Annotated in this window: 22 protein-coding genes; 12 read left to right on the top strand and 10 right to left on the bottom strand. The window is 66.6% G+C overall.

Annotation, left to right across the window (positions count from 1 at the left end; genetic code table 11):
• The first annotated feature begins 302 nt into the window (after positions 1–302).
• Positions 303–2,117 (top strand): IlvD/Edd family dehydratase, encoded by a 1,815-nt coding sequence (locus AC3D24_RS17020; protein WP_489032317.1) that lies wholly within the window; start codon positions 303–305, stop codon positions 2,115–2,117.
• A 187-nt stretch (positions 2,118–2,304) separates the two neighbouring features.
• Here AC3D24_RS17020 and AC3D24_RS17015 read toward each other — a convergent pair whose 3' ends face one another.
• Positions 2,305–3,018 (bottom strand): FadR/GntR family transcriptional regulator, encoded by a 714-nt coding sequence (locus tag AC3D24_RS17015; RefSeq protein ID WP_489032316.1) that lies wholly within the window; start codon positions 3,016–3,018, stop codon positions 2,305–2,307.
• A 162-nt stretch (positions 3,019–3,180) separates the two neighbouring features.
• Between AC3D24_RS17015 and AC3D24_RS17010 the strand changes: the two genes are divergently transcribed.
• The 3 genes from AC3D24_RS17010 to AC3D24_RS17000 are packed head-to-tail and all read left to right on the top strand — an operon-like array spanning position 3,181 to position 6,277.
• Positions 3,181–4,782 carry a sodium/sugar symporter gene (locus AC3D24_RS17010; RefSeq protein ID WP_489032315.1) on the top strand — a complete coding sequence of 534 codons (1,602 nt, stop codon included), beginning with the start codon at positions 3,181–3,183 and terminating at the stop codon, positions 4,780–4,782.
• 2 nt (positions 4,783–4,784) lie between these two features.
• Entirely contained in the window at positions 4,785–5,648 is an 864-nt protein-coding gene (locus tag AC3D24_RS17005) for a 2-dehydro-3-deoxygalactonokinase (RefSeq protein ID WP_489032314.1), read from the top strand.
• On the top strand, positions 5,645–6,277 hold the full coding sequence (locus AC3D24_RS17000) for a 2-dehydro-3-deoxy-6-phosphogalactonate aldolase (protein ID WP_489032313.1): 633 nt from the start codon (positions 5,645–5,647) through the stop codon (positions 6,275–6,277). Before AC3D24_RS17005 ends, AC3D24_RS17000 begins: the two co-directional genes overlap by 4 nt.
• A gap of 158 nt (positions 6,278–6,435) precedes the next feature.
• Here AC3D24_RS17000 and AC3D24_RS16995 read toward each other — a convergent pair whose 3' ends face one another.
• Together AC3D24_RS16995 and galA are read right to left on the bottom strand one after the other, a co-directional pair.
• Complete coding sequence (locus AC3D24_RS16995) at positions 6,436–7,545, bottom strand: glycoside hydrolase family 53 protein (RefSeq protein WP_489032312.1); 1,110 nt, start codon at positions 7,543–7,545, stop codon at positions 6,436–6,438.
• A complete protein-coding gene (gene galA, locus AC3D24_RS16990; RefSeq protein WP_489032311.1) occupies positions 7,545–10,016 on the bottom strand; it encodes a beta-galactosidase GalA in 2,472 nt (823 codons plus the stop codon). Before galA ends, AC3D24_RS16995 begins: the two co-directional genes overlap by 1 nt.
• Positions 10,017–10,121: 105 nt before the next feature.
• Between galA and AC3D24_RS16985 the strand changes: the two genes are divergently transcribed.
• From AC3D24_RS16985 to AC3D24_RS16960, 6 genes are all read left to right on the top strand, one after another.
• Positions 10,122–11,243 carry an 8-amino-7-oxononanoate synthase gene (locus AC3D24_RS16985; RefSeq protein ID WP_489032310.1) on the top strand — a complete coding sequence of 374 codons (1,122 nt, stop codon included), beginning with the start codon at positions 10,122–10,124 and terminating at the stop codon, positions 11,241–11,243.
• On the top strand, positions 11,240–11,857 hold the full coding sequence (bioD, locus tag AC3D24_RS16980) for a dethiobiotin synthase (protein ID WP_489032309.1): 618 nt from the start codon (positions 11,240–11,242) through the stop codon (positions 11,855–11,857). The genes AC3D24_RS16985 and bioD overlap by 4 nt, the downstream gene beginning before the upstream one ends.
• On the top strand, positions 11,854–13,113 hold the full coding sequence (locus AC3D24_RS16975) for an adenosylmethionine--8-amino-7-oxononanoate transaminase (protein ID WP_489032308.1): 1,260 nt from the start codon (positions 11,854–11,856) through the stop codon (positions 13,111–13,113). Before bioD ends, AC3D24_RS16975 begins: the two co-directional genes overlap by 4 nt.
• 90 nt (positions 13,114–13,203) lie before the next feature.
• Positions 13,204–14,322, top strand: a complete 1,119-nt coding sequence (locus AC3D24_RS16970) for an extracellular catalytic domain type 1 short-chain-length polyhydroxyalkanoate depolymerase (RefSeq protein WP_489032307.1) — start codon at positions 13,204–13,206, stop codon at positions 14,320–14,322.
• A gap of 323 nt (positions 14,323–14,645) precedes the next feature.
• Positions 14,646–16,019 (top strand): MATE family efflux transporter, encoded by a 1,374-nt coding sequence (locus tag AC3D24_RS16965; RefSeq protein WP_489032306.1) that lies wholly within the window; start codon positions 14,646–14,648, stop codon positions 16,017–16,019.
• 86 nt (positions 16,020–16,105) lie between these two features.
• Positions 16,106–16,342 (top strand): hypothetical protein, encoded by a 237-nt coding sequence (locus tag AC3D24_RS16960; protein WP_489032305.1) that lies wholly within the window; start codon positions 16,106–16,108, stop codon positions 16,340–16,342.
• A 135-nt stretch (positions 16,343–16,477) separates the two neighbouring features.
• Here AC3D24_RS16960 and mmsB read toward each other — a convergent pair whose 3' ends face one another.
• From mmsB to AC3D24_RS16930, 6 genes are all read right to left on the bottom strand, one after another.
• A complete protein-coding gene (mmsB, locus tag AC3D24_RS16955; protein WP_489032304.1) occupies positions 16,478–17,353 on the bottom strand; it encodes a 3-hydroxyisobutyrate dehydrogenase in 876 nt (291 codons plus the stop codon).
• Between the two features lie 130 nt (positions 17,354–17,483).
• Positions 17,484–18,260, bottom strand: a complete 777-nt coding sequence (locus tag AC3D24_RS16950; protein ID WP_489032303.1) for an enoyl-CoA hydratase — start codon at positions 18,258–18,260, stop codon at positions 17,484–17,486.
• Positions 18,261–18,353: 93 nt separating this feature from the next.
• Positions 18,354–19,397, bottom strand: coding sequence for an enoyl-CoA hydratase/isomerase family protein (locus AC3D24_RS16945; protein ID WP_489032302.1), 1,044 nt, complete (start codon positions 19,395–19,397; stop codon positions 18,354–18,356).
• A gap of 114 nt (positions 19,398–19,511) precedes the next feature.
• The gene (locus AC3D24_RS16940) at positions 19,512–20,672 is read right to left on the bottom strand and encodes an acyl-CoA dehydrogenase family protein (protein WP_489032301.1); all 1,161 of its coding nucleotides are present in this window, start codon (positions 20,670–20,672) and stop codon (positions 19,512–19,514) included.
• Positions 20,673–20,724: 52 nt separating this feature from the next.
• Positions 20,725–21,570 carry a formyltetrahydrofolate deformylase gene (purU, locus tag AC3D24_RS16935; protein WP_489032300.1) on the bottom strand — a complete coding sequence of 282 codons (846 nt, stop codon included), beginning with the start codon at positions 21,568–21,570 and terminating at the stop codon, positions 20,725–20,727.
• Between the two features lie 280 nt (positions 21,571–21,850).
• On the bottom strand, positions 21,851–23,377 hold the full coding sequence (locus tag AC3D24_RS16930; RefSeq protein ID WP_489032299.1) for a CoA-acylating methylmalonate-semialdehyde dehydrogenase: 1,527 nt from the start codon (positions 23,375–23,377) through the stop codon (positions 21,851–21,853).
• Between the two features lie 107 nt (positions 23,378–23,484).
• Between AC3D24_RS16930 and AC3D24_RS16925 the strand changes: the two genes are divergently transcribed.
• Together AC3D24_RS16925 and AC3D24_RS16920 are read left to right on the top strand one after the other, a co-directional pair.
• Complete coding sequence (locus tag AC3D24_RS16925) at positions 23,485–24,402, top strand: LysR family transcriptional regulator (protein WP_489032298.1); 918 nt, start codon at positions 23,485–23,487, stop codon at positions 24,400–24,402.
• Between the two features lie 52 nt (positions 24,403–24,454).
• Complete coding sequence (locus tag AC3D24_RS16920; protein ID WP_489032297.1) at positions 24,455–24,841, top strand: hypothetical protein; 387 nt, start codon at positions 24,455–24,457, stop codon at positions 24,839–24,841.
• 143 nt (positions 24,842–24,984) lie between these two features.
• Here AC3D24_RS16920 and AC3D24_RS16915 read toward each other — a convergent pair whose 3' ends face one another.
• Positions 24,985–26,067: an acyl-CoA dehydrogenase family protein gene (locus tag AC3D24_RS16915; RefSeq protein WP_489032296.1), complete on the bottom strand. Its 1,083-nt coding sequence runs from the start codon at positions 26,065–26,067 to the stop codon at positions 24,985–24,987.
• Between the last annotated feature and the right edge of the window lies 1 nt (position 26,068).

Genomic DNA, 26,068 nt, shown 5'->3' with positions numbered 1-26,068 from the left:
GACGTCCCATCAGCCGTTCCTGCGATACTATCTTGGATCAGTTAGTTTGCCGTGGGTGAAATCACCACCGGAACCGCACCACCTGTCCGGCCGCCCGATACAACATGGGTCAGCGGCGAGACGCTACGTGTCACATCGAGATCGCGGTCACCGCCGACAGCAGCCCGCGAACCTCACGCACACCCATTTATATGACTTATTCATTGTAACCCAGGCTGCTCACGCTATCACCGGACCGGTAACGGCGCGAGCCCGAGCTTCGGGGCCAACGCGTTGATTTGCCGGGCTTCGGAGAGAACGACATGACGAACACGATCGACGACGGTGCGGCCAAGCAGGGTCAAGGCGGATTGCGGTCGCGTGCGTGGTTCGACGACCCTAGCAATCCCGACATGACCGCGCTCTATATCGAGCGCTATCTGAACTACGGGCTCAGCCTGGAAGAGCTTCAGTCGAACCGGCCGATCATCGGCATCGCGCAGACCGGCAGCGATCTCGCGCCGTGCAACCGCCATCACCTCGTCCTCGCGCAACGCGTCCGCGACGGCATCCGCGACGCTGGCGGCATCCCGATCGAATTCCCGATCCACCCGATCCAGGAAACCGGCAAGCGTCCGACCGCGGGGCTCGACCGCAACCTCGCCTATCTGAGCCTGGTCGAGGTGCTGCACGGCTATCCGATCGACGGCGTCGTCCTGACGATCGGCTGCGACAAGACGACGCCGGCGTGCCTGATGGCCGCGGCGACCGTCAACATCCCGGCGATCGCGCTCTCCGTGGGGCCGATGCTCAACGGCAATTACAACGGCCAGCGTACCGGCTCGGGCACGATCGTCTGGAAGGCGCGCGAGCTGCTCGCGGCAGGCGAGATCGATTACAAGGGCTTCATCGCGCTGGTCGCGTCGTCGGCGCCGTCGACGGGTTTCTGCAACACGATGGGCACCGCGACGACGATGAACTCGTTGTGCGAGGCGCTCGGCATGTCGCTGCCGGGATCGGCGGCGATCCCCGCGCCGCACCGCGATCGCCAGGAATGTTCGTGGGAGACGGGCCGCCGTATCGTCGAGATGGTCGCCGCCAACCGCCGCCCGTCCGACGTGCTCACGCGACAGGCGTTCCTGAACGCGATCCGGGTCAATTCGGCGATCGGCGGATCGACCAACGCGCCGATCCACCTGAACGCGATCGCGCGTCATGTCGGCGTCGAACTGACGCTGGAGGATTGGGAGAATCACGGCGCGGACGTGCCGTTCATCGTCAACCTGCAGCCAGCGGGCGAATATCTCGGCGAGGATTTCTACCGCGCGGGCGGCGTACCGGCGGTGATGGGCCAGTTGCTGGCGAAGGGCATGATCGACGGCTCTGCGCTGACCGTGAACGGCAAGACGGTCGAGGAGAATATCGGCGGCCAGACGACCCGCGACGTCGACGTCATCCGCCTGCTCGATGCGCCGTTGCTCGCCAATGCGGGTCTCACCGTCCTGCGCGGCAACATGTTCGATGCGGCGGTGATGAAGCTCAGCGTCGTCTCGGACCAGTTTCGCGCGATGTACCTCAGCAATCCCGACGATCCCGAGGCGTTCGAGGCGACCGCGGTGGTGTTCGATGGGCCGGAGGATTATCACAAGCGGATCGACGACCCCGCGCTGGGCATCGACGAGAGCTGCATCCTGGTGATGCGCGGCACAGGTCCGATCGGGTATCCGGGCGGCGCGGAGGTCGTGAACATGCGGCCGCCGGCGGCGCTGATCCGCGCGGGCATCCACGCGCTGCCGTGCCTCGGCGACGGGCGCCAGTCGGGGACGAGCGGTAGTCCGTCGATCCTCAACGCCTCGCCCGAGGCGGCGGCGGGCGGCAATCTCGCGCTACTCCAGACCGGCGACCGCATCCGCATCGACCTGCGCGCCAACCGCGCCGACATGCTGGTCGACGACGCCGAACTCGCGCGACGCCGTGCGGCAGTGGATGCGGACGGCTATTTCTTCCCGGTGTCGCAGACCCCGTGGCAGGAAATCCATCGCAACATCGTCGGCCAGTTCGACGGCGGCGCGGTGATCGAAAGCGCGGTGAAGTACCAGCGCATCGCGGAGAAGGGCCTGCCGCGCGATAGCCATTGAAAGGTTTGCTTCCCTACTCAGCCACCACCCCGGCGAAGGCCGGGGCCCAGTTGGAAAGGTCGCGGTAACGACGCGTTGCCCTTCGCCGTTCGCAGCCCCCAACTGGGCCCCGGCCTTCGCCGGGGTGGTGGTGTGACGATCGTCCTTCGATCCTCCCCGGCCAGGGGGAGTACCCGAAAACGCCCCCCTACTCCTTGCCGATCAGCGTCAGCACGTCGCCGATGATCCGCGTCATCGCCACCTTTGCCCCCTCGGGATCCCGCGCGATGATCGCGTCCGCGACCGCGGCGTGATCGGCAACGTTCGCGGACCGGCCCTTGATCTTGTTGGTAAAGCGGATCGAGGTGCGCAGCGCAGTCGACACCACCGACTGGAACTGCGCGTAGAACGGGTTTTTCGACGCCCGCAAAATTGCCACGTGGAACGCGATGTCGGCTTCGAGCGGATCGGTATGTCCCGCTTCGCCCGCTTCCATCTGCTCGAGCCCTCCCCGGATCGCAGCAAAATCCGCATCATCGCCGAACCGCGCCGCCAGCGCCGCCGCCTCGGGTTCGATTCCCACGCGCAGCTGGTTGAAATGCCGCAGCAACTCGACCGAGAATTTACGCTCCAGCGTCCAGCGCAGCACGTCGGTGTCGAACAGGTTCCACGCGCTCGCGGGCTGCACCACCGTCCCCTGCCGAGGCCGGGCGCTGACAAGGCCTTTCGCGGTCAGCATCTTGACCGCCTCGCGCGTGACGGAGCGGCTGACACCGTGCGTCTTGGCGATCTCCGCCTCGGTCGGGAACTGGCGATGTTCGTACCGCCCGGTCACGATCGCGCGGCCGAGCGTATCGAGCATGCCGTGGGTGAGGTTGCGACCCAGGGCGGGCGCGATCGGGGCCGTGTCGGTGTCTGTCATATCGCTAGCCATCACCCCGAGTTCTGGCGCAACATCGTCAGCCTGTCACGCGTCTAACGCCCCATCGGCCGGCTTGGGCATACTGGACTTTCGATATTTGTCGTATAAATATCGAAAACCGGCCTGTCGAACGACGTGAACCGGGATGGAAGAGGAACGTCCATGAGCCTGTCCGGCATCGATCTGATCGTCGTCATCGTCTATGCGATCGGCATATTCGGCCTCGCGCAATGGGTATCGCGCGACAAGGGTAAGGCCAAGGACAGCTCCGACTATTTCCTCGCCTCGAAATCATTGCCGTGGTGGGCGATCGGTGCGTCGCTGATCGCCGCCAACATCTCCGCCGAGCAGATCGTGGGCATGGCCGGCTCGGGCTATGCGATCGGCCTCGCGATCGCCTCGTACGAATGGATGGCGGCGCTGACGTTGCTGATCGTCGGCAAGTTCTTCCTGCCGATCTTCCTGCGCAACGAGATCTACACGATGCCGCAGTTCCTGGAGCAGCGCTACGGCCCGTCGATCCGCACGCTGATGGCGGTGTTCTGGCTTGGCCTGTACGTGTTCGTGAACCTCACCTCGATCATCTGGCTCGGCTCGATCGCGGTCAACCAGGTCGCCGGGATCAACCAGGATTTCGCCCTGATCGGCCTCGGCCTGTTTGCGCTGCTGTACCAGTTGAAAGGCGGGCTGAAGGCGGTCGCGCTGACTGACATCGTCCAGGTGACGCTGCTGGTCGTCGGTGGCCTGATCGTTTCCGGCCTAGCGCTGAGCGAACTCGGTGGCGGCGCTGGCATGCTCGGCGGTTTCCACCGGCTCGTGAACCAGGCACCCGACCATTTCCACATGATCCTGTCGAAGGACAATGCGTTCTACAAGGATCTGCCGGGCATCTCGGTGCTGGTCGGCGGGATGTGGATCGCAAATCTGAGCTACTGGGGCTTCAACCAGTACATCATCCAGCGCGCGCTCGCCGCTAAGTCGCTCGGCGAGGCGCAGAAGGGGATCGTGTTCGCCGCGTTCCTGAAGCTGCTGATGCCGCTGGTAATCGTCGTGCCGGGGATCGCCGCGGTGATCCTCGCGCCCGGTCTCGCCAAGCCGGATCAGGCGTACCCGACGATGATGCGCCTGCTGCCCCCCGGTCTGCTCGGGCTGGTGTTCGCAGCGCTGATCGCGGCGATCGTCGCCTCGACCGCGTCGAAGATCAACTCGATCGCGACGATCTTCACGCTCGACCTCTACGCCAAGCGCCGCGGTGCGACGTCGATCGCCGAGGACGGTTCGACCGTGGTGGCCGATCCGGCCGTCGAGCGTAACCTCGTTAAGGTCGGCCGGATCGCAGCCGCGGTAGCGATCGTCCTGGCGATGATCACCGCGCGGCCGTTGCTCGGCAAATCGGACCAGGCGTTTCAGTATATCCAGGAATATACCGGGTTCTTCACGCCCGGCATCGTCGTGATATTCATGCTCGGCCTGTTCTGGAAGCGCGCGACCGAGGCCGGCGCTCTGATCGCCGCGGTCGCGTCGTTCGCGATCTCGTTGCTGCTGAAATATGCCGCGCCGGAAATTCCGTTCATGAACCGCATGCTGATCGCGTTCGTGATCGCGCTGGTACTGGCGGTGATCGCCTCGCTGGTCCGACCGCAATCGAGCGCGGCCAACCGGATTGTCACGCGCGACGTCGACTATACGACAACGCGCGGGTTCAATATCGCAGCGGTCGGCGTGGTGATGATCCTCGTCGCTTTGTACGCAACGTGGTGGTGAGCATGAGCGAGTTTATTGCGGTCGACTGGGGCACGACCAACCGGCGTGCGTTCCGGATCGAGGATGGTCAGGTCGTCGCGACCGAGCGGGACGATCGCGGTGCCGCGAACGTCGCGGCAGGCGAGTACGAAGCCGAAGTCGCCGGCATTCGCGAACGGCTGGGCGACCTGCCGATGCTGCTCGCCGGGATGGTCGGTTCGAACATCGGCTGGCGCAGCGTGCCCTATGTCGCCGCGCCTGCGGGTCTTGCCGAAATTGCCGCCGGGCTCGACAGGGTCGACGACCGCACCGCGATCGTACCGGGGCTGTCGTACCGCGACGGACTCCATGCCGACGTGATGCGCGGTGAGGAGGTCCAGTTGCTCGGCGCGGTCGCGGCGGAACTGGTGCCGCCCGACGCCCTGCTCTGCCAACCCGGCACGCATTGCAAATGGGCGACGGTCGAGGGTGGCCAGATCACGCGGTTCACTACCGCGATGACCGGCGAGCTGTTCGCCCTGCTCCGCGCGCACGGCGTATTGTCACGCCAGCTTGGCCATGCGGTCGAACCCGGCGCGGCCTTCCTCGAGGGCGTCGAGGAGGGCTCGAAACGCGATCTTGCGGCCAGCCTGTTCGCGATCAGGGCGCGCGGCGTGCTCGGGATTGCCGACGACGCGCACGCCGCCTCGTTCGCGAGCGGGCTGCTGATCGGCGCGGATACCGTCGCACGGATCACGCCCGGCGCGACCGTCCACATCCTCGCCGACCCGGCACTCGGCGCGCTTTATGCCAGCGCGGTCGATGCGCTCGGCGGCCACTCGCACCATATCGACAGCCAGGCCGCGTTCGTGGCCGGCATCACCCGCATCCAGGATCTCGCCGCATGACCAACCACCGCCAAGCGTTCGACGACGCCTTCGCCAAATGCCCGCTGATCGCGATTCTGCGCGGCGTGAAGCCCGACGAGGTCGAGGCGATCGGCGAAGCGCTGGTCGAGGCGGGCTTCACGATCCTCGAAGTCCCGATGAACTCGCCCGACCCGCTCGACAGCATCGCGCGCTTGGCGCGTACGCTGCAGGGTCGCGCGGTGGTCGGCGCCGGCACGGTGCTGCGCGTCGAGGACGTCGAGGCGGTCGGCGCGGCGGGCGGCACGCTGATCATCGCGCCCAACGCGAACACGCGCGTGATCGCGGCAGCGGCGGAACGCGGCTATGTCGCGCTCCCCGGCATCGCCACGCCGACCGAGGCGTTCGCCGCGCTGGAGGCAGGTGCGGCGGCGCTGAAACTATTCCCGGCCGAAGCCGCGAGCCCCGCGGTACTGAAGGCGATGCGCGCGGTGCTTCCCAAGGACACACGCGTGTTGCCGGTTGGTGGCGTCGTACCCGAGATCATGGCGGAATGGCGCAAGGCGGGCGCGGCCGGCTTCGGCCTCGGCTCGGCCCTGTACGCACCCGGCATGACCGCAGCGGACGTCGGCGCACGCGCGGCCGGCTTCATCGCCGCGTTGAAGGGCTAAGACAGATCGATCCTCCCCCGCCAGGGGGCGGTGTCACCGAAGGTGACGGAGGGGGGAGGACACGGAGCAGAGGTTTCCCTCACCGCCCCTCCGTCTGGCAAAAGCCAGCCACCTCCCCCTGGCGGGGGAGGATTGCAAACGCAGCGCAGGGAAAGCCACTACCTCGTCTTCACATACCGCCGCCCGAGAAAATCGAACGCGGGCAGCGCCTCGTGCCGGCCCAGCCCGAACCACGCCGCATTCTCCCAGTTCGAGCCCGTCCCCCAGCGCGTCTTGCACCCGGTCGAAACCCACGCCGGCTCCCAATACACCACGCCGATCCCGCCCGCATCGACCACCGTCTGCGTCAGATCGACCAGATATTTCAGCTGCCCCTGCGGCGTCGCAGGATAACCCGGCAGCAGCGAATCCGCGCCCAGCAGATCGGGCGACGCATCCTCGCCGACCGGATTGAACGGATACGCCGTCTCGACGACGATCACGTCCGCCTTGTAGCGCGCCTTCGCCAGCGCGATCGTCTCGCCAAGCTCGGCCGGCGTCCGCGTCGACCATTTGCGGTAATAGCTGATCCCGATCACGTCGAAATCGCGCACGCCCGCCTTCGCCGCATCGTCGAACCACGCCGCGACATGCTCGGGCTGGGCGATGTGCAACATGATCCGCGGGTTGATCTTTGCGCCCTTCCCCGCATCGCGCACCGCCCTTATCCCGGCGTTGAGCAACGTCGCGTTACGCGTCCAGTCGATCTGGCGGTCCTTTGTCCCGCCCATCAGCTCCGGGTTCGTCTCGTTGCCGACCTGCACCATCTCCGGCATCAGGCCATCCGCAGCGAGCTTCCCCAATACCTCGCGCGTGTACGCATACAGCGCCTTCGCCTGCGCCGCGGTGTCGAGCTTGGCCCATGCGGCAGGCGGGATCTGCTTCTCGCCGTCCGCCCAATCGTCCGAGTAATGAAAGTCGAGCAGCACCTGCATGCCCGCCGCTTTGGCGCGCCGGATCGTCTTGGTAACGTCGGCGAGGTCGCTGTACTTCGTCCACTTCGCGTCGTTCCAGATCCGGACGCGGACGATGTTGCCGCCCTTGGACTTCATCAGTGCGAACGGATCGACCGGCTTGCCGTCCACGCGGTACACCGCGCCGCAATCCTCCATCTCGTTGACGTAGGACAGGTCGGCGCCGAGATAGACTCCGCCTACCGGTTTGGGGGCTAGCGGTTGCGCAGTAGCAGTCGACGCGAGCAGCACGAGCGTGAGCAAAGCGCGACGCATCAGCGCGCCGCCATGATGCGCAGCGACGCGGACTTGAGCCCATCGCCGGACACGGAAATCCCGACCGGCCCGGGTTGCGACCCGACCCGCACGATCGCCTGCGCAAGCCCGTGGAACGCCCGTCGCTGGCTCGCGACATCCGCTTCGAGGCTGGTCGGATTGCCGTTGCCTACACCGATCACCGCCGCGCCACCGCTCGTTTCGAACCGCAGCAGCGTGTCGGCATCGGGCACCGGCCGCCCACGCGTATCAACGATCTCCGCGCGCAGCATGACGACGTCGTTGCCGTCCGCCTTTACCACGCGCCTGTCCGCGGTGAGCAGCACCGCCGCCGCCGCGCCCGCAGTCTCGCGCACCGAGGACGCCACCCGCCGCCCCTTGTTCAAGCCCCGTGCTTCGATCCGGCCCGGCACGTAGGGCACGCTCCACGCGAGATGCCCGTTGCGCGGCATCGGTTTGCGCCCGAGCGACCGGCCGTTGAGCAACAGCTCCACCTCGTCGCAATTGCCGTGTGCCCAGACCTCGATCGGCTGACCTTCGCGGCCCGGCCACGTCCAGTGCGGCAGCAGGTGGACTTGCGGCAGGTCGGGCCGCCACCACGCGCGATAATAATGGAAATTGTCCTTCGGAAAGCCGCACGTATCGAGCACGCCAAAGTAGCTGGAAATGCTCGGGAATTGCGCGAACGGCGTCGGTTCGCCGCGATAATCGAAGCCGGTCCATATGAACCCGCCCGCAATATACGGCCGCGTCGCCGCGACCGACCACCAGCTTTCCGCGGTCGACGCCCACCACGGATGCTCGGTGTCATACGCGCGCACCACATGCGCGGCGGCATCGTTCATATACGCGCCCCGCGTGCTGACGGTGCTGCCGGTCTCGGTACCCATCGTCGGCATTTCGGGGAATTGCTGGTGGAACGCCTCGATCTTGTCGGTGCGGTAGTTGAAGCCGACCACGTCGACGACCTTCGCCGCACCCTTGTCCCAGCTATTGTCGAACGCGAACGTCGTCGGGCGAGTCGGATCGAGCTTCCGTACCGCCGCCTGCATTTCGGACGTGATCCGCGCGCCCTTGGCCGAGCCCTGTTGCGGCTCCTCGTTGCCAAGCGACCAGGCGATCACGCTCGGCCGGTTGCGATCGCGGCGGACGATGCGGTCGAGTTGCGCCATCGCCTCGTCGTCGCTGCTGTTCAGCCGGGCCTCGACGATCATCATCATGCCCATGTCGTCGCAGACATCCAGCAGCGCGGCCGCGGGCGGATTGTGCGCGCTGCGCCACGCGTTCGAACCCATGTCCTGCAACTGCGCGACCCGCCACGCGTGCAGCGCATCGGGAATGCCGGCACCGACGCCGGCATGATCCTGATGGTTGCAGGTACCGAGCAACTTGACCGGCCTGCCGTTGAGCAGGAAGCCGCGCGCGCCGTCGAAGTGGATCGTGCGGATGCCGAACCGCGTGTCGTAGCGATCGACGACCCGCCCGCCGATCACGATCTCGGCCTCGACGGTGTAGAGTTTCGGGGTCTCGATCGACCACAGGACGGGCGTCGCGACCTGCGTCCGCGCGTCGAGCATGACGCGATCGCCGGCAGCTATCGCGAACGGGGTATCCGCCAGGCTTGCCACCGCGCGGCCATCGGGACCGATCAAGCGCTGGCGCACCACGCCCTCGACCTTGGCATCGCCGCTGTTGAAGATTTCGGTGGAGACGGAGACCTGCGCGCCGTCGGCCTGCACGTCGCTGCGCACGGCCGTGCCCCATTGCGGCACATGCACCGGATCCGCGCGCACCAGTTCGACGTGGCGGTAGATACCTGCGCCTTCGTAGAACCAGCCTTCGCCGAGTGTAGCGTCGACGCGCACCGTGACGACGTTCCGGCCGCCGTCATAGTCGAGAAAATCGTCGATCTCGACGCGGAACGGGGCATAGCCGCTCTCGTTGCGGCCGACAATGTGGCCGTTCACGAACACCAAGCAATCGCGGAATACGCCGTCGAATTCGAGCCACAGCCGGCGTCCGAGGTCGGCCGCGGTGACCGCGATCGGGCAGCGATACCAGCCGATGCTGTTCGCCGGATGATCGCGGCCGATCGCCTTGAAGCCGTGCGCCGCGACCGCATCCTCGGTCTCCTTCGGCGCCGGAGAAGCCGGCGGAGCGAACGGCAGCGCGACGGCCCAGTCGTGCGGCACGCGGACCTGTTGCCAGCCGGAATCGTCGAACGTCGCCATGGCCGCATCCGCGGTCGCGGCGCCCGCCTTGGCAAAGGTTCGCTGGTTGCGACCGAACCCGAAATCGCGCTCCGTCTCCGCAGCGTGGCCCAGATGGAAGCGCCATTCTGCCAACCGCTCGCGGGACCGAGGCGCCGGCGGTGCTGGCAATGTCGCCTTGCTCCCGAATGCCGGGGTGGCCGCTACCGTGAGCGCCAGCGCGCTTTGCCCCAGCACCGAACGGCGGGTAAATCCTGACATCACACTCTCCCTTTTTATATCTGATAATTCAGCGCCAACGATTGTGCGAGCCAGATCTGCGCCGAGGGGATCGTCTTCGCGCGGCGTAGCGGTTAGGGTTCGGCGATGATGTTCGCCGACCAGGAACGAGACCTCGCCACGCTGGCCGCCGCCGACCGGTATCGATCGCTCCAGCCGCGCACGGGCGTCGACTTCGCCTCGAACGACTATCTCGGGCTCGCTTCCTCGGACCGCTTGCGCGCCGCGATGACGGACGCCCTTCAGCGCGGCGTGCCGGTCGGATCGGGCGGGTCGCGGTTGCTGCGCGGGAATGCGCCCGAGCACGACGCGCTGGAGGCGGAAGCCGCACGGTTCTTCGGAACCGAAGCCGCGCTGTTCTTCGCAAGCGGCTATGTCGCGAACACGATCTTGTTTGCGACGTTGCCACAGCGCGGCGACCTGATCGTCCACGACGCGCTGATCCATGCGAGCGCGCACGAAGGGATGCGGCTCACGCGGGCGACCTGTACGAGCGCAGCGCATAACGATGTGGACGCGTTCGAGGATGCGATCGCCAACTGGCGCGCGGCGGGCGGCATGGGCCACGTGTGGATCGCGGTCGAGAGCCTCTACAGCATGGACGGCGACCAGGCGCCGCTTGCCGACCTCGCACGCGTCGCGGATCGCCACGACGCGATCCTGCTGATCGACGAGGCGCACGCGACCGGGATGTTCGGCACCCGTGGCCGCGGATTGGCAGAGGGGCTCGACGGGCGCGAGAACGTCATCACCTTACGCACTTGCGGCAAGGCGCTCGGCTGCGAGGGCGCGCTACTGTGTGGCCCCGCCGTCATGCGCGAGTTCATCGTCAATCGCGGGCGCGGGTTCATCTTCTCGACCGCACCTTCGCCGTTGATGGCGCTGGCGGTCGGCGAGGCATTGCGGATCATGGCCGACGAACCCACGCGTCGGGACCGGCTTTGGAACCTCGTCGCGACGGCGGAGCAGGTGCTGGCGCCTTACGGTGTCGCGGCAACCGGGTCGCAGATCCTGCCGCTCGTACTGGGCGATGCCGCGCGGACGATGCGCGTTGCCGGCGCGATCCAGGCGGCCGGGTTCGACGTCCGTGGTATCCGGCCGCCGACCGTGCCCGAGGGGACGTCACGGCTGCGGATATCGTTGACGCTGAACGCCACCGCGGCGGATATCGAGGCATTGGGCGAGGTCATGAAGGAGGCGCTGCAATGACGATTATCGTCACCGGGACGGACACGGATATCGGCAAGACGGTGTTCGCCGCCGGCCTGACCGCCGCGCTCGGCGCACGCTATTGGAAGCCGGTGCAGGCGGGGCTCACGGACGGCAGCGATGCGGCTTCGGTCGCGGCGCTCGGGGTCCCCGCAGACCGCGTCCTGCCCGAAGCATACCGACTGACGACGCCGTGCTCGCCGCATCTCGCCGCGGAAATCGACGACGTGACGATCGATCCGGACCAGCTGGCGCTGCCCGAAATCGACGGTCCGCTGGTTGTCGAGGGCGCGGGCGGCGTGATGGTGCCGGTGACGCGCGAGCTGATCTTCGCAGACCTGTTCGCGCGCTGGGGCAAGCCGGTGGTGCTCGTCGCCCGCACCGGGCTCGGCACGATCAACCACAGCCTGCTCTCGATCGAGGCGCTGCGAAGCCGCGGCGTACCGATCCTCGGCATCGCGTTCGTCGGCGATGCGGTCGAGGATAGCGAGGCGACGATTGCCACGCTCGGCAAGGTCCGCCGGCTCGGCCGCCTGCCCCGTCTCGATCCCTTGAACGCAGCGACCCTGGCCGAGGCGTTCGCCGCGAGCTTCGACCTGGGGGCGTTCCGGTGACCGACTCCCCCGTCTGGCACCCCTTCACGCAGCACGGCCTGCGCGAGCCGATCCCGCTCGTCACGCATGCCGAGGGCGCAGCGCTTTATACCGCGGATGACCGGCGGATCGTCGATGCGATCTCGTCCTGGTGGGTCACCACGCACGGCCACGCCAACCCCAAAATCATGGCGGCGATCGCCGAGCAGGCGGGCAGGCTCGACCAGATCATTTTCGCCGGCTGGACGCATCAGCCCGCCGAGGACCTTGCGCGCGGGCTGACCGCGATCATGCCGCCCGATCTTACGCGCGTATTCTTCTCGGATTCCGGCTCGACCAGCGTCGAGTGCGCGCTGAAGATGGCGCTCGGCTATTGGCTCGATCGCGGCGAGGATCGCCACCGCATCCTAGTCCTCGAACATAGCTATCACGGCGACACGATCGGCGCGATGTCGGTCGGCGCACGCGGCGTCTACAACCGAGCCTATGCACCGCTGCTGTTCGACGTCGGCACGATCCCCTTCCCTGCCGCCGGGCACGAACAGGCGACGCTCGATGCGCTGGAGACGGCCTGCGCCGCGCACCCCGCCGCGTTTATCGTCGAGCCGCTGCTGCTCGGCGCGGGCGGCATGCACATCTATGCGCCGCACATCCTCGCCGAGATGCGGCGGATCTGCGCTGCGCACGACGTGCTGTTCATCGCCGACGAGGTGATGACCGGCTGGGGCCGCACCGGCACGTTGCTCGCTTGCGAACAGGCCGGCGTGGTGCCCGACATCCTGTGCCTGTCGAAGGGCCTGACCGGCGGCGCGATCCCGCTTGCGGTCACGATGGCGACCGAGGCGATCTACCAGGCGCATTACGGCACCGACCGTGCACGGATGTTCTTCCACTCGTCGAGCTACACCGCCAACCCGATCGCCTGCGCCGCCGCCAACGCGAACCTGGCCATATGGCGCGACGAGCCGGTCCGCGACCGGATCGCCGACCTCGCCGCCCGCCAGACCTCGCGACTGGAGGCACTCGCCAAACACCCGCGCATCGCCAACGCCCGCGCGATCGGCACCATCACCGCGGTCGAACTGCGCGGCGAAGACGGCTATCTGTCGCAGATCGGCCCACGCCTGCTCGCGTTCTTCGGCGAGCGCGACCTGCTGCTCCGCCCACTCGGCAACACCGTCTACGTGATGCCGCCCTATTGCGTCGACGATGCCGATCTCAACCGGATCTACGCGGCGATCGGCGAAGCGTGCGACACACTCAGCCATGACTCCTGACGTTTCTGCTGCAGTGCAGCAACAAATGATCTAGGGACAGCGTTGAGATAAGGTCGCGGCCGTTACGCCTAGCGATGAAAGGCTCGAGTCTTGAGAAACATCGCCGATACCATCGCCCGCATGGCGCGCGCGGGAGCCCCTGCGCAGTCCTATGCCGGGCCGAGCCGACTGGCCGCGCTGACCGCGTTCGGCACCAATCCGGGCGCGCTGCTCGGCTACAGCTACGTCCCCAAGGACCTGCCAGCCAGAGCGCCGCTGGTCGTCGTTCTGCACGGCTGCACGCAGACCGCGGCAGGCTATGACCACGGCTCTGGCTGGTCGCAACTCGCCGATCGCGCAGGCTTCGCGCTCCTGTTTCCCGAGCAGACGCGCGCTAACAATCCCAATCTCTGCTTTAACTGGTTCGCGTCGGAGGACACCGCGCAGGCCGGCGGCGAGGCCGAATCGATCGCGCAGATGACCGAGACCATGATCGCCCGCCACGGCCTCGACTGCAGCCGCGTGTACGTTACCGGGCTGTCGGCGGGCGGCGCGATGACGATGGCGATGCTGGCGACCCGGCCGGACCTGTTCGCGGGCGGCGCGGTGATCGGCGGGCTGGCCTACGGCACCGCGACCGGCGTATCGCAGGCGCTCGACCGGATGCGCGGGCACGGCGATACCAGCGATGTCGCGCTGGTCGACGCGGTCCGCAGCGGCTCGCGCGGGCATGACGGGCGCTGGCCAACGCTCGCAATCTGGCATGGCGGCGCGGACGCGACGGTGAGCGTGGCGAATGCGGACACGATCGCACGACAGTGGCGCGGCGTCCACGGCGTCGACGCGAAAGCCGTGCGCACGGAGCGGCTAGGCAGCGCCGTCCACCGGATCTGGTCGGACGCGGAAGGGCGCGATGTGGTCGAAGACTGGATCGTACCGGGCATGGGCCACGGCACGCCGATCGATCCGTCACGCGGCGAACGGCTGGGTGCGGCGGGGCCATTCATGCTCGATGTCGGGATCTCGAGCACGGCGGTGATCGCCAAGTCATGGGGCCTGGTTCCGGTTGCCAGGACTGAGACCGCAGCAAAGCCCGCGCCGGTCGACCGCGTCGCCAAGATCGCCATCCCCGTGGCGACGAAACCGGCGCCGAAGCCACGTACCGAAGCACCTGCCGGTATCCAGGCGACGATCGAAAACGCCCTCCGCGCTGCCGGGCTGATGCGCTAGCGTTCCGTCGGAGAACTACGGCTCGTTCAATACCCCTGGAACGCTGAATACACGGCCGCCGCGCCTGCGCCGCGGCCCAAATACAATCGTCATCCCAGCGAAAGCTGAGGTATCTCACGAGGCAAATGACGCATGCCCAACGATGATATCCCAGCTTTCGCTGGGATGACGGAGCACGGAGCGGCACGCCCGTCGACGATCCGGTCGGTCGCTCGTCAATCCAAACGTCCGCCCTTTAACAAACAAGGGGTTTCCGCATCGACGACTACACGACGCCACGTCGCGATCATCGACTTGGCCGTCAACCCGGCTAAAGCCAGCGCATGACGTCCACCCCGCCCCGCCCCTGGCGCACCGAATTCGCAGCCACGCTGAAACTCGCTTGGCCGCTGGTCGCGACGAACCTGGCCCAGGCGCTGGTCGGCGCCACCGACGTCGCGATGCTCGGACGGCTTGGCCCCGATACGCTGGCGGCGGCGACGCTGGGGCTGAACCTCTACCTCGTGTTCCTCGTCTTCGGCATGGGACTGACGACCGCCGCGGTCCCGATGATCGCCCGCGAACGCGGCGCGCGGCCGCATGCGGTACGCGATATCCGGCGAACCGTGCGCCAGACGATCTGGGTCGCCGCGACGCTCTGCGTGCCCTCGTGGATCGTCCTCTGGAATGCCGAGGCGATCCTCGTGCACCTGCTCGACCAGGACCCGTTGCTCGCGCACGAGGCGGCGCGGTTCGTGCGCGCCGTGATGTGGGGGATGCTGCCGAGCCTCGCCTTCCTCGTGCTGCGCGCGTTCGTCGCCGCGCTCGAGCGACCGGGCTGGTCGCTGGTGGTGATGATCGGATTGCTGGCCGTCAACGCCGGGCTCAACTGGTTGCTGATCTTCGGCCATGCCGGATTGCCAGCCCTCGGCCTGCTCGGCTCAGGCACCGCGAGCAGCATCGCCAACGGCCTGAGCTTCGTCGCGATGGCGGTCGTCATCCTCTACGCCAAGCCGTTCCGCCGCTACCGCCTGCTCGGCAGGTTCTGGCGCGCCGACTGGCCACGATACCGCGCGGTGTGGAAACTGGGCCTGCCGATCGCGGTCACGCTCGGGTTCGAATCGACCGTGTTCATCGCCGCCGTCTTCCTGATGGGACTGCTCGGCACCGTACCGCTCGCCGCACATGCGATCGCGATCCAGATCGCCAGCGTCACGTTCATGGTGCCGCTCGGCATCGCGCAGGCGGCAACGATCCGCGTCGGGCTGGCCTCGGGCCGCGGCGACCGCGCCGGGATCGGGCGCGCGGGCTGGGCCGCATTTGCGATCGGCGAAGGCTTCATGGTGCTGACCGCTGCGTTGCTCGTGCTCGCGCCACAACTGCTGATCGGCATCATCCTGGACGTCGATGCACCTGCCAATGCTCCGGTCGTCGCACTCGCCGTCTCGCTGCTCGCGGTGGCGGCCATATTTCAAGTCGTCGACGGCGCGCAGGTGATCGGCGCCGGCATGTTGCGCGGCTTGGGCGACACGACCGTGCCGATGATCTTCGCCGCGATCGGCTATTGGGGAATCGGGATCGGCGTCGGCGCATGGCTGGCGTTCGGTCGAGGCTGGGGCGGGGTCGGCATCTGGACCGGGCTCGCGACCGGATTGGCGATCGTCGCGGTACTTATGATGCTACGTTGGCATGCGCGTGAACGACTGAGCGTTGGCTGAAGCTCGTCCCACCGCGTTTTACCATATTAGTGATAGGTTAGTCGTTTCAACGTGTTAACATGCGTTACACACCTGGAGACTGACATATGCCTGATCTAGACCGACCCGATCTAGACCGCATCGTCGCGATCGGGTTGTTGACCCAGCGTGATGTGTTCGCGCTTGGTCATGATTTGTCGCGTGTCTATCCGATCGACGAGGTGCCGTGTTTCGGGACGCTGCTGGGCGCGATCGACGAGGCCGACCGAGCATTTCGCCGCGAACGCGATGCCGGCCAGACGCGTGCCATCATCGCTCAGCAAGGCGTGACCTCGCCAGCGTAAACGCCGTTCGAGGCTCGCCGACCCTAACGGAAAACATCGTTCCGCCACTGACACCCGACGCTACGCGGTTGATCGCCGGGACTTGCTACATCCGCCGCCAATGCCGGACGGTGTCGATCCTAGGTTTGCCGAAGCTCAGTCGCGCAACGTGCGAATGATTGCCGAGAAGTCGAGGCCACCCTGCCCGGCCTCGGCGAACGCCTCGTAACGCTCGGCGGCCTTCGCGCCCATCGGCGTATCCACACCGACATCGTTCGCCGCCGCCATTGCCAGCCGCAGATCCTTCAACATCAGCGCGGCCGCGAAGCCGCCCTGATAGTCGTGATCGGCGGGCGTATCGGGACCGATCCCGGGGAGCGGCGCGTAGGTGGTCATCGACCAACTCTGCCCCGACGACACGCTGGCGATATCGTAGAACGCCTGCGCGTCGAGCCCGAGCTTCTCCGCCAGCACGAACGCCTCGCAAGTCGCGATCATCGTCGCGCCGAGGATCATGTTGTTGCAGATCTTCGCCGCCTGCCCCGCACCGTTCGCGCCAGCGTGGATGACCGCCTTGCCCATGTCGGCGAGGATGGCCTGCGCCCGGTCGAATGCCTCCGCCGAGCCGCCGACCATGAAGGTGAGCGTACCGGCATTGGCCGCACCGATCCCGCCGGAAACGGGTGCATCGACCGCGGCGAGCCCCTTTGCCTGCGCGGCGGCGGCGACCTGCTTGGCGGTGGCGACGTCGATCGTCGAACAGTCGATCAGGATCGCAGACGGCGAGGCGACGCCGAACAGCGCGTCATAGACCTCGGCGACATGCTTGCCGGCCGGGAGCATCGTCACGATCGCCTCGGCGCCGTCGACTGCTTCGGCAGCGGATGTGACCGGCAGGCATCCCGCAGCCTTCGCCTTCGCCAGGGCGTCCGCGCTCAAATCGAACGCGCGGACGTCATGCCCCTTCTTGGCCAGATTGGCGGCCATCCCGCCGCCCATGTTGCCGAGCCCGATGAAACCGATCCGTGCCATTGCCTGCTCCTGTCTCCCCTCCCGTATGCGGGAGGGGCCGGGGGTGGGCGCCCGGCCTGTTATGTTGCACTACGCTGCCGGCCGGGAGCCCACCCCCCGGCCCCCTCCCGCACGCGGGAGGGGGAGCAGATCATTTTCCCGTCCAGGTCCCGGCGCGCTTCTCCACGAATGCGGCCATCCCCTCGCTCTGGTCCGCCGTCCCGAACAACCCGTGGAACAGTCGCCGCTCGAACTGGACACCCATCGCGAGTCCCGTCTCGAACGCCGCGTTGACCATTTCCTTGTTCGCCAGCACCGCCAGCGGTGCCATCGCGGCGATGGTGGCGGCGGTCTTCACCGCTTCCTCCACCAGATCGTCGGCGGCCACGATCCGCGAGACGAGCCCCGCGCGCTCGGCCTCGGCGGCGTCCATCATCCGCCCGGTTAGGCACATCTCCATCGCCTTGGCCTTGCCGACCGCGCGCGTGAGACGCTGCGATCCGCCCATGCCCGGCGACACCGCCAGCTTGATCTCCGGCTGGCCGAACTTCGCGGTATCGGCGGCAAGGATGAAGTCGCACATCATCGCCAGCTCGCACCCGCCGCCGAGCGCATACCCCGCGACCGCTGCGATGACGGGTTTGCGCGTCTGCGTGAAACTCTCCCAGCCCGCGAAGAAGTTGCTCGCGTACATCTCCGCGAACCCCTGCGACTGCATCTCCTTGATGTCCGCCCCCGCCGCGAAAGCCTTGGCGCTACCGGTAAGCACCGCACACCCCTGCGAAGCATCCGCATCGAACGCGGCAAACGCGGCGATCAGGTCGGCGAGCACCTGCGAATTAAGCGCGTTGAGCGCCTGAGGCCGGTTCAGCGTGACGAGCGTGACGCCACCGCGCTGCTCGACCAGGATCGTTTCGTATTCGGCCATTCCAACTCTCCAATTCCGTCACCCTAGCGATAGCTGGGGTCTCATCATCACCGGGAGACCCCAGCGTCCGCTGGGGTGACGTGTTTCTGTTATTTAGCCCGGCGTCCACGCCTCGCTCTCCGGCAACGGCGCAAAGATCTGGTCGATCACGTGGTCGGTGACGTCCGCGGGCGTCGCCGGATCCCAGCGCGGCGCATTGTCCTTGTCGACGATCACCGCGCGCACACCCTCGATGAAATCATGCCGCTGCACGACATGCGCGCCGACCGCATATTCCTGCCGCATCTCGTCCGCGAAACTCGCCATCCCCGCGCCCTCGTGGAGCAGGCGCAACGACACTTTCATCGTCTGCGGCGACTTGGTCTTGAGCGTGGCCAGCGTCTGCGCAGCCCATTCGCCGCCATCGGCGTCGAGCGCGGCGTAGATGTCTTCCAGCACATCCGACGCGAACAGGCGGTCGATGTCGTCCTTCCGCCCGAGAATCCTCGCTTCGGGAACCGATGTCGCCAACGCGTCCAGCACGCCCGCGATATCCTGCGGCGCCTCCGCAATCCGCGCCTTTGCAGCATCAAGCGCGTCGCTCGCCAGATAGTGCGTCGCCAACCCCAGCGCGAGGCACTCCGCGCCATCGAGCCGGTGCCCGGTCAGCGCCAGATACTGCCCGATCCGCCCCGGCAGCCGCGACAGATACCAGCCACCGCCGACATCCGGGAACAATCCGATCCCCGTCTCCGGCATCGCGAACTTGGTGTTCTCCGTCGCGACCCGATACCGGCACGGCAGCGCGAGCCCGACGCCGCCGCCCATCGTAATCCCGTCCATGACCGCGACGATCGGCTTGGCATAGGTGAACAGGCGGTGGTTCATCCGATACTCGGCATGAAAGAACGCCCGCGCCTCGACACCGTCGGTCGCACCCGACGCGGCGAGCATTCGGATATCGCCGCCGGCGCAGAACCCACGCCCTTCGGCATGATCGACCAAGATCGCCTCGACGGAAGGATCGCCCCGCCATGTCTCAAGCGCTTCGAGCACGCCCTCGCACATGCCGAGATTGAGCGCGTTAAGGGCTTTCGGACGGTTCAACCGAATCCGGCCAACAGGCCCTTCATTCTCGACGATCAGATCATCGGTCACAACGATTGCTCCACTGCATAAGCTCTTCGCGCCTTTGTGCCTCCGCGTGATCAAAACCTTCTTGTTCACGCGAAGGCGCAAAGGCGCGAAGATCAAGATTACGGCTGCGCGGACTCACTGCCGGGTCAGTTCACGACCGACAATCATGCGCATGACCTGGTTCGTCCCCTCGAGGATCGAATGCACGCGCAGGTCACGCCAGAAGCGTTCGATCGGATAGTCCTGCAGATACCCGTAGCCACCATGCAGCTGCAACGCCCGGTCGACCACCGACGAGCCTGTGTCCGTCGCCAGCCGCTTCGCCATCGCCGCGAACTTGGTCTTGTCGGGCGCGTTCGCCGTCACTTTCGCGGCGGCGATATACAGCAGCGCCCGCGCCGCCTCCAACTCGGTCGCCATGTCCGCCAGCATGAACTGCGTATTCTGGAAATCCGCGATCGCCTTGCCGAACTGCTTCCGGTCCTTGGTATACGCGATCGCCTCGTCGAGACACCGCTGCGCCCCACCGAGCGAGCACGCACCGATGTTCAGCCGCCCGCCATCAAGCCCCATCATCGCGATCCGGAAGCCCTCGCCCTCGCCGCCGACCATGTTCGCGCCCGGCACGCGGACGCCGTCGAAGATCACCTGCCGCGTCGGCTGCGAATGCCAGCCGAGCTTCTTCTCGTTCGCGCCGAACGACACGCCCGGCATGTCCTTCTCGATCACGAGGCACGAGATGCCCTTTGGCCCCTCCTCGCCGGTGCGGACCATCGTCACGTACACCTCGTTCTCGCCCGCGCCCGAGATGAACTGCTTCGACCCCGTCACGATCCAGTCGTCGCCGTCCCGCACCGCGCGCGTCTTCAGTGCCGCCGCATCCGATCCCGAACCCGGCTCGGTCAGGCAATAGCTCGCCAGCCGGTCCATCGTCACCAGATCAGGGAGATACTTGTCCTTCACGCCCTGCGATCCGAACCGGTCGATCATCCACGACGCCATGTTGTGGATGCTGATGAACGCCGACGTCGACGGGCAGCCGTACGACATCGCCTCCATGATCAGCGCCGCCTCGAGCCGCCCGAGCGCGATCCCGCCGCTTTCCTCGCTGACGTAGATCGACGCGAACCCGAGTTCGGCCGCCGCCTTGATCGTCTCGCGCGGAAAGATGTGTTTCTCGTCCCACTCCGCCGCATGCGGGGTGATGCGGTCGGCGGTGAAACGCCGCGCCAGCTCCTGGATCTCGCGCTGGTCGCCCGTTAGATCAAATTGGGTAAGGTCGAACTGGTTCATCATCTGTCCTTCAGCGAGCGGCGCCGTTCCGGTCGTCCACTCAGTTCCTCTCAATTCAGCGAAACACCACGGTCCGCTTGCCGTTCAACAACACGCGCCGCTCGGCGATCCACCCGACCGCCCGCGCAAGCACCTGCGCCTCGCTGTCGCGCCCGATCGCGATCAGATCGCCCACGGTGGCGCGGTGATCGACACGCTCGGCGGCCTGTTCGATGATCGGTCCCTCGTCGAGATCGCTGGTCACGAAATGCGCGGTGGCACCGATCAGTTTCACGCCGCGCGCATGAGCCTGATGATACGGCTTGGCGCCCTTGAAACTCGGCAGGAAACTATGGTGGATATTGATGCACCGCCCCGCCAGCCGCTCGACCAGATCCGCGCTCAGCACCTGCATATACCGCGCCAGCACTAGCAACTCGGCCCCGCTCATCTCGAACAGGTCGAGCAGCGCGGCCTCCTGCGCGGCGCGATTGTTCGTATCGACCGGGAGATGATGGAACGGCACCCCATGCCACTCGGTCAGCCCACGGAGAGTCTCGTGGTTCGACACCACCCCGACCGGCTCGATCGGCAGCGCGCCAGTGGACCAGCGATGCAGCAGGTCGTTCAGACAATGCGAGGTCGTCGATACCGCGATCAGCACGCGAGGGCGGGCGTCCGCGGCAACCAGCGTCCAGTCGAGCGCAAACGCATCACCGACCTTGCCAAGCCGCGCGCGCAAATCCGCCTCCCCGTCGTCCGCCGCCTGAAACACGACGCGCATGAAAAACCGCCCTGTTTCCAGATCGGCATATTGCTGGCTGTCGAGAATGAACCCGCCCGCCGCAGCAAGCTCGCCGGTAACGGCGGCAACGATGCCGACCCGGTCCTCGCACGTGAAGGTGAGTATCTGCGCGCTCATGCCACGCTCGGCTCGATCAGGTCCCATCGGTTGCCGTATAGATCGGCGAACACGGCGACCCAAATGCGAGTTTGCCGCCCCGAACGATCCTCCCCCGCCAGGGGGAGGTGTCGCCGAAGGTGACGGAGGGGGAGGACACGCAGCATAGGTGGTCGCGTACCGCCCCCTCCGTCAGGCTGCGCCTGCCACCTCCCCCTGGCGGGGGAGGATCGCGCAGCACAGACCTTCGAGGATCGGCAGCGAGATACTCGCGGAACGAAGGCAACCGATGCGAGCCGCATCACCCCATCGTCGGAATGACGAACGCGTCGTTGTTGCGCGCCGGCCCGCCATCCTCGGCCATCGCCGGTAGCGCGGAACCATCCGGCCAGCGTTGCGTGATCGTCTTGACCTTGGTCCAGAACTTCACGCCCTCCATGCCGTGCTGGTTGGTGTCGCCGAACGCCGAGCGCTTCCACCCGCCGAACGTATGATACGCCACCGGCACCGGGATCGGCACGTTGATGCCCACCATCCCGACGTTCACCCGCGCCGCGAACTCGCGCGCCGCATGCCCGTTGCGCGTAAAGATCGCGACGCCGTTGCCGTATTGATGCTCGCTCGGCAGGCGCACCGCCTCCTCGAAATCGGCGGCGCGGACGATCTGGAGGACCGGTCCGAAGATTTCCTCCTTGTACGCCGACATTTCGGTGGTCACGTGATCGAACAGCGACGGCCCGATGAAGAAGCCCTTCTCATGCCCCTGCAACGCAAACCCGCGCCCGTCGACGACCAGTTCCGCGCCCTCGTCGACCCCGGTCTGGATCCAGTTCTCGATCCGGGTACGATGCGCCGCATTCACGACCGGGCCGTAATGCGCGTCGTTGTCGGTCGACACGCCGACGCGCAGCGCCGCGATCGCCGGGATCAACTTCTCGCGCAGCGCAATCGCGGTCTTCTCGCCGACCGGCACCACCACCGGCAGCGCCATGCAGCGCTCGCCCGCCGAGCCGAACGCCGCGCCCGACAGATCGGCGACCACCTGGTCGAGGTCCGCGTCGGGCATGACGATGCCGTGGTTCTTCGCACCGCCCATCGCCTGGACGCGCTTGCCCGCCTCGACACCGCGGCGGTACACGTAATGTGCGATGTCGGACGACCCGACGAAGCTCACCGCCGAGATTGCCGGGTGATCGAGGATCGCGTCGACCATCTCCTTGTCGCCGTGAACGACCTGGAAGATGCCCTCGGGCAGCCCAGCCTCGACGAACAATTCGCCGAGCCGCACCGGCACCGACGGATCGCGCTCGGACGGCTTCAGGATGAAGGCGTTGCCGGTCGCGATCGCGACGCCCGACATCCACAGCGGGATCATCGCCGGGAAGTTGAACGGCGTGATGCCCGCACCGATGCCCAGCGGCTGGCGCATCGAATAGACGTCGATCCCAGGCCCCGCGCCCTGCGTAAATTCGCCCTTGAGGATGTGCGGGATGCCGCAGCAGAACTCGATCACCTCGAGCCCGCGCTGGAGATCGCCCTTCGAATCCGCGATCACCTTGCCGTGCTCGGACGACAGCAGCCGCGCGAGTTCGTCCATGTTCGCCTCGACGAGCCGCTTGAACTCGAACATGACGCGGGCGCGGCGCTGCGGGTTGGTCGCGGCCCAACCGGGTTGCGCCTTCTGTGCAGCAGCAACGGCGGTATCCAGGTCCACCGCGCCTGACAGCCGCACGCGCGCCTGCACGTCACCGGAATTCGGGTCGAACACGTCGCCGAAGCGCTCTGCCGTGCTGGCCGCACCGCTCACGAAATTCTCGATCGTCCGCATGAGCATCCTCTTCTTGTTAAGCACATCGTCCGCCATAAGCGTTTCGCAGCCAAGTGGGGCTGTTTGCAGATTCGCTCTGCAGATATGCAGCATAAGGTAAGGCGTTCATGGATTGGGACGACGTCCGGTATTTCCTCGCTTTGGCGCGTACCCACAGGCTCGGCCCGGCGGCAAAATTGCTCGGACAGGACGCGACGACGGTCTCGCGTCGGCTGCAACGTCTGGAGCGGCGACTCCAGACGACGTTGTTCGAGCAGACCGTCGCCGGCTACGCGCTGACCGAACGCGGCGCGGCGCTGCTCGAACACGCCGAGACGATGGAGGCGTCCGCGCTCGGTATCCAGGAAGTCGTCGGCAACGACGCCGGCGTGCTCGCGGGGCCGATCCGGCTGAGCGTCTCGGAAGGGTTCGGCAGCCGCATCCTGGCCCCGCGCCTCGCGTCGTTCACCAACCAGCATCCGCGGATCGCCGTCGACCTGATCGCCTCGACCGGCTTCCTCAACCCGTCACGACGCGAGGCTGACATCGCGGTGATGCTCGCGCGCCCGAAAAGCGGCCCGTTGGTGGCGCGGAAGCTCACGGACTATCATCTTGGGCTCTACGCGCATACCGAGCACCTCACGCGGACGGCCCCGATCGCGACGACAGCGGACCTGATGCGCCACCGCCTGATTGGGTACGTGCCCGACATGATCTATGCCCCGGAACTCCGTTATCTTGCGGAGATCGACGGGCGCCTGGACGCATCGATCCGCAGTTCGAGCATCGTCGCGCAGGCCGAACTGATCGCTGCGGGGGCCGGATGCGGCATCCTGCCCTGTTTCATCGGCGACCGCGTGCCGGGACTAGTCCGCGTCCTCCCCGAAGCCGTCGATATCCAACGCTCGTTCTGGCTCGTCGTCCACCGCGACGTCCGCCGGATCGCACGGATCGACCGGTTTATCGCCTGGCTGGACGCGACCATCGGCGACCTGAAGCCGCTCATGCTGGGCGCACGGTCGGCCCGGATTGCCGCTCCGGATTGAGCGCCGTATAGCGGATGGTGCACGGCAACATCGCCGTGCCCGGAGCGCCACGTTGATCCCCAAACTCTATCACGATATGATCGACTGGATCGGCGACGGCACCGGCCTGCCCGACACGATCCTGCACGTCCATGCGGGCATGGCACTGCTGATGATCGCGCGGCTGATCACGCGGCGCTCGTTCGGGACGTTCATTCCCTGGTATGTCGTTGCCGCCGGCGAAGCGTTCAACGAGATCATGGACCGGATGAACTTCGGGTCGTGGCGCTGGGAGGATACCTCGTTGGATATCGTCAACACGCTGCTTTGGCCGACGGTGATTTGCCTGGGCGTGCGGTTGCGGCCGATGATCCGGTCGCGGACGAGTATCGAGCGCGAAGTGGCGGAACGGAATCTGGCGGATCGTACGGTGGCGGAGGGTGAGCACTCAGCAACCTGACGAACGCACAATTCATCCCCGGGCTGGCTGGGATACATAAACGCCGCCTCGGGCGATAGTTACCCAGAGTCGCCAGTATGGATCCCCACCTGTGCGGGGATAACGCATACTGCGCAAGCAAGCTTAGCGCCTCCAAACCAGTCTTATCCCAAAGCGATATACCGCTGCAGGTGATAATCCTCGTCGCCGAGCTGGTGGTCGATCATCACCAGTCGCTTGGCGTAATGCGACACCGCATATTCCCACGTCATGCCAATCCCGCCGTGGAGCTGGATCGACTCCTCGGCGACCAGTGCCCCAGTCCGCCCGGTCGTGTATTTCGCCGCGGACAAGGCCCGCTCGCGCGCCTTGGCATCGTCGCCGTCGAACGCCGACGCCGCGTTGATCACCGCGGACTGCGCCTGCTCGATCTCCAGGAGAACCGTCGCCATACGGTGCTGGAGCGCCTGGAACTTGCCGATCGGCACGCCGAACTGTTTCCGGTCGCGGAGGTAACCGAGCGTAGCTTCCTTGACGAACTCCATCGCGCCGACCGCTTCGGCCGACAGCGCGAGCAGGCCCGCACCGACCGCCGCGTCGACGATCGCCTGCCCCTGCCCTTCCCCGCCGACGCGCGCATCGGCACCGAGCGTCACGCCATCGAACGTCACGTCACCGGCAGCACCGCCCTCGACTATGTTGTAGCTCCGTACCGACACGCCGGCGGTATCCGCGGGCACGAGCAACACTAGCGGATCACCGTCCTGCTCGATCACCACCACGAACACCGACGCCGCGCCGGCCTGCGCCACGACCGCCTTCGTCCCGCTTAACGTCCAGCCATCGCCACTCTTCGTCGCGGTCACCGGCGTCGCACCGTCGTCCTGTGCAAACGCGGCGATCGTCTCGCCGGACACGATCCCGGTGAGCGTTTCATCATGCCCGCCGCCAGCCGCCAGCGCACGCCCCGCCATCAGTGCGCCCAGAAACGGCTCGACCACCAGCGCCCGGCCGAGCGCCTCGAACACCACCATGATGTCGAACCCGCTGCCGCCGAAGCCGCCCGCCGCCTCGTCGAACAAGGCCGAGACGATCCCGAGCTCGTTCAACTGCTGCCAGACCGCCGGGTCGTACCCGGCCTCGCTGTACGCGCCCGCATTGCGCGTATCGATCGCATAGCCGTCACGTAGCGCTCGAACGAGCGTGTCGGCGAGCATGCGGCGGTCGTCGGTGTGTTCGAAGTTCATG

It is taken from the genome of Sphingomonas sp. SL1004 (assembly GCF_057815015.1).
This window is presented reverse-complemented; position numbering and strand designations above follow the sequence as displayed.

Bases quoted from the DNA above. Each gene is read 5' to 3' on its own strand.
- AC3D24_RS17020 (WP_489032317.1), top strand. From the start codon at position 303: ATGACGAACACGATCGACGACGGTGCGGCCAAGCAGGGTCAAGGCGGA.
- galA (WP_489032311.1), bottom strand. From the start codon at position 10,016: ATGTCAGGATTTACCCGCCGTTCGGTGCTGGGGCAAAGCGCGCTGGCG.
- AC3D24_RS17015 (WP_489032316.1), bottom strand. From the start codon at position 3,018: ATGACAGACACCGACACGGCCCCGATCGCGCCCGCCCTGGGTCGCAAC.
- purU (WP_489032300.1), bottom strand. From the start codon at position 21,570: ATGAGCGCGCAGATACTCACCTTCACGTGCGAGGACCGGGTCGGCATC.
- bioD (WP_489032309.1), top strand. From the start codon at position 11,240: ATGACGATTATCGTCACCGGGACGGACACGGATATCGGCAAGACGGTG.
- AC3D24_RS16925 (WP_489032298.1), top strand. From the start codon at position 23,485: ATGGATTGGGACGACGTCCGGTATTTCCTCGCTTTGGCGCGTACCCAC.
- AC3D24_RS16960 (WP_489032305.1), top strand. From the start codon at position 16,106: ATGCCTGATCTAGACCGACCCGATCTAGACCGCATCGTCGCGATCGGG.
- AC3D24_RS16915 (WP_489032296.1), bottom strand. From the start codon at position 26,067: ATGAACTTCGAACACACCGACGACCGCCGCATGCTCGCCGACACGCTC.
- AC3D24_RS17010 (WP_489032315.1), top strand. From the start codon at position 3,181: ATGAGCCTGTCCGGCATCGATCTGATCGTCGTCATCGTCTATGCGATC.
- AC3D24_RS16940 (WP_489032301.1), bottom strand. From the start codon at position 20,672: ATGATGAACCAGTTCGACCTTACCCAATTTGATCTAACGGGCGACCAG.
- AC3D24_RS16995 (WP_489032312.1), bottom strand. From the start codon at position 7,545: ATGCGTCGCGCTTTGCTCACGCTCGTGCTGCTCGCGTCGACTGCTACT.
- AC3D24_RS16950 (WP_489032303.1), bottom strand. From the start codon at position 18,260: ATGGCCGAATACGAAACGATCCTGGTCGAGCAGCGCGGTGGCGTCACG.
- AC3D24_RS16985 (WP_489032310.1), top strand. From the start codon at position 10,122: ATGATGTTCGCCGACCAGGAACGAGACCTCGCCACGCTGGCCGCCGCC.
- AC3D24_RS16965 (WP_489032306.1), top strand. From the start codon at position 14,646: ATGACGTCCACCCCGCCCCGCCCCTGGCGCACCGAATTCGCAGCCACG.
- mmsB (WP_489032304.1), bottom strand. From the start codon at position 17,353: ATGGCACGGATCGGTTTCATCGGGCTCGGCAACATGGGCGGCGGGATG.
- AC3D24_RS16930 (WP_489032299.1), bottom strand. From the start codon at position 23,377: ATGCGGACGATCGAGAATTTCGTGAGCGGTGCGGCCAGCACGGCAGAG.
- AC3D24_RS17005 (WP_489032314.1), top strand. From the start codon at position 4,785: ATGAGCGAGTTTATTGCGGTCGACTGGGGCACGACCAACCGGCGTGCG.
- AC3D24_RS17000 (WP_489032313.1), top strand. From the start codon at position 5,645: ATGACCAACCACCGCCAAGCGTTCGACGACGCCTTCGCCAAATGCCCG.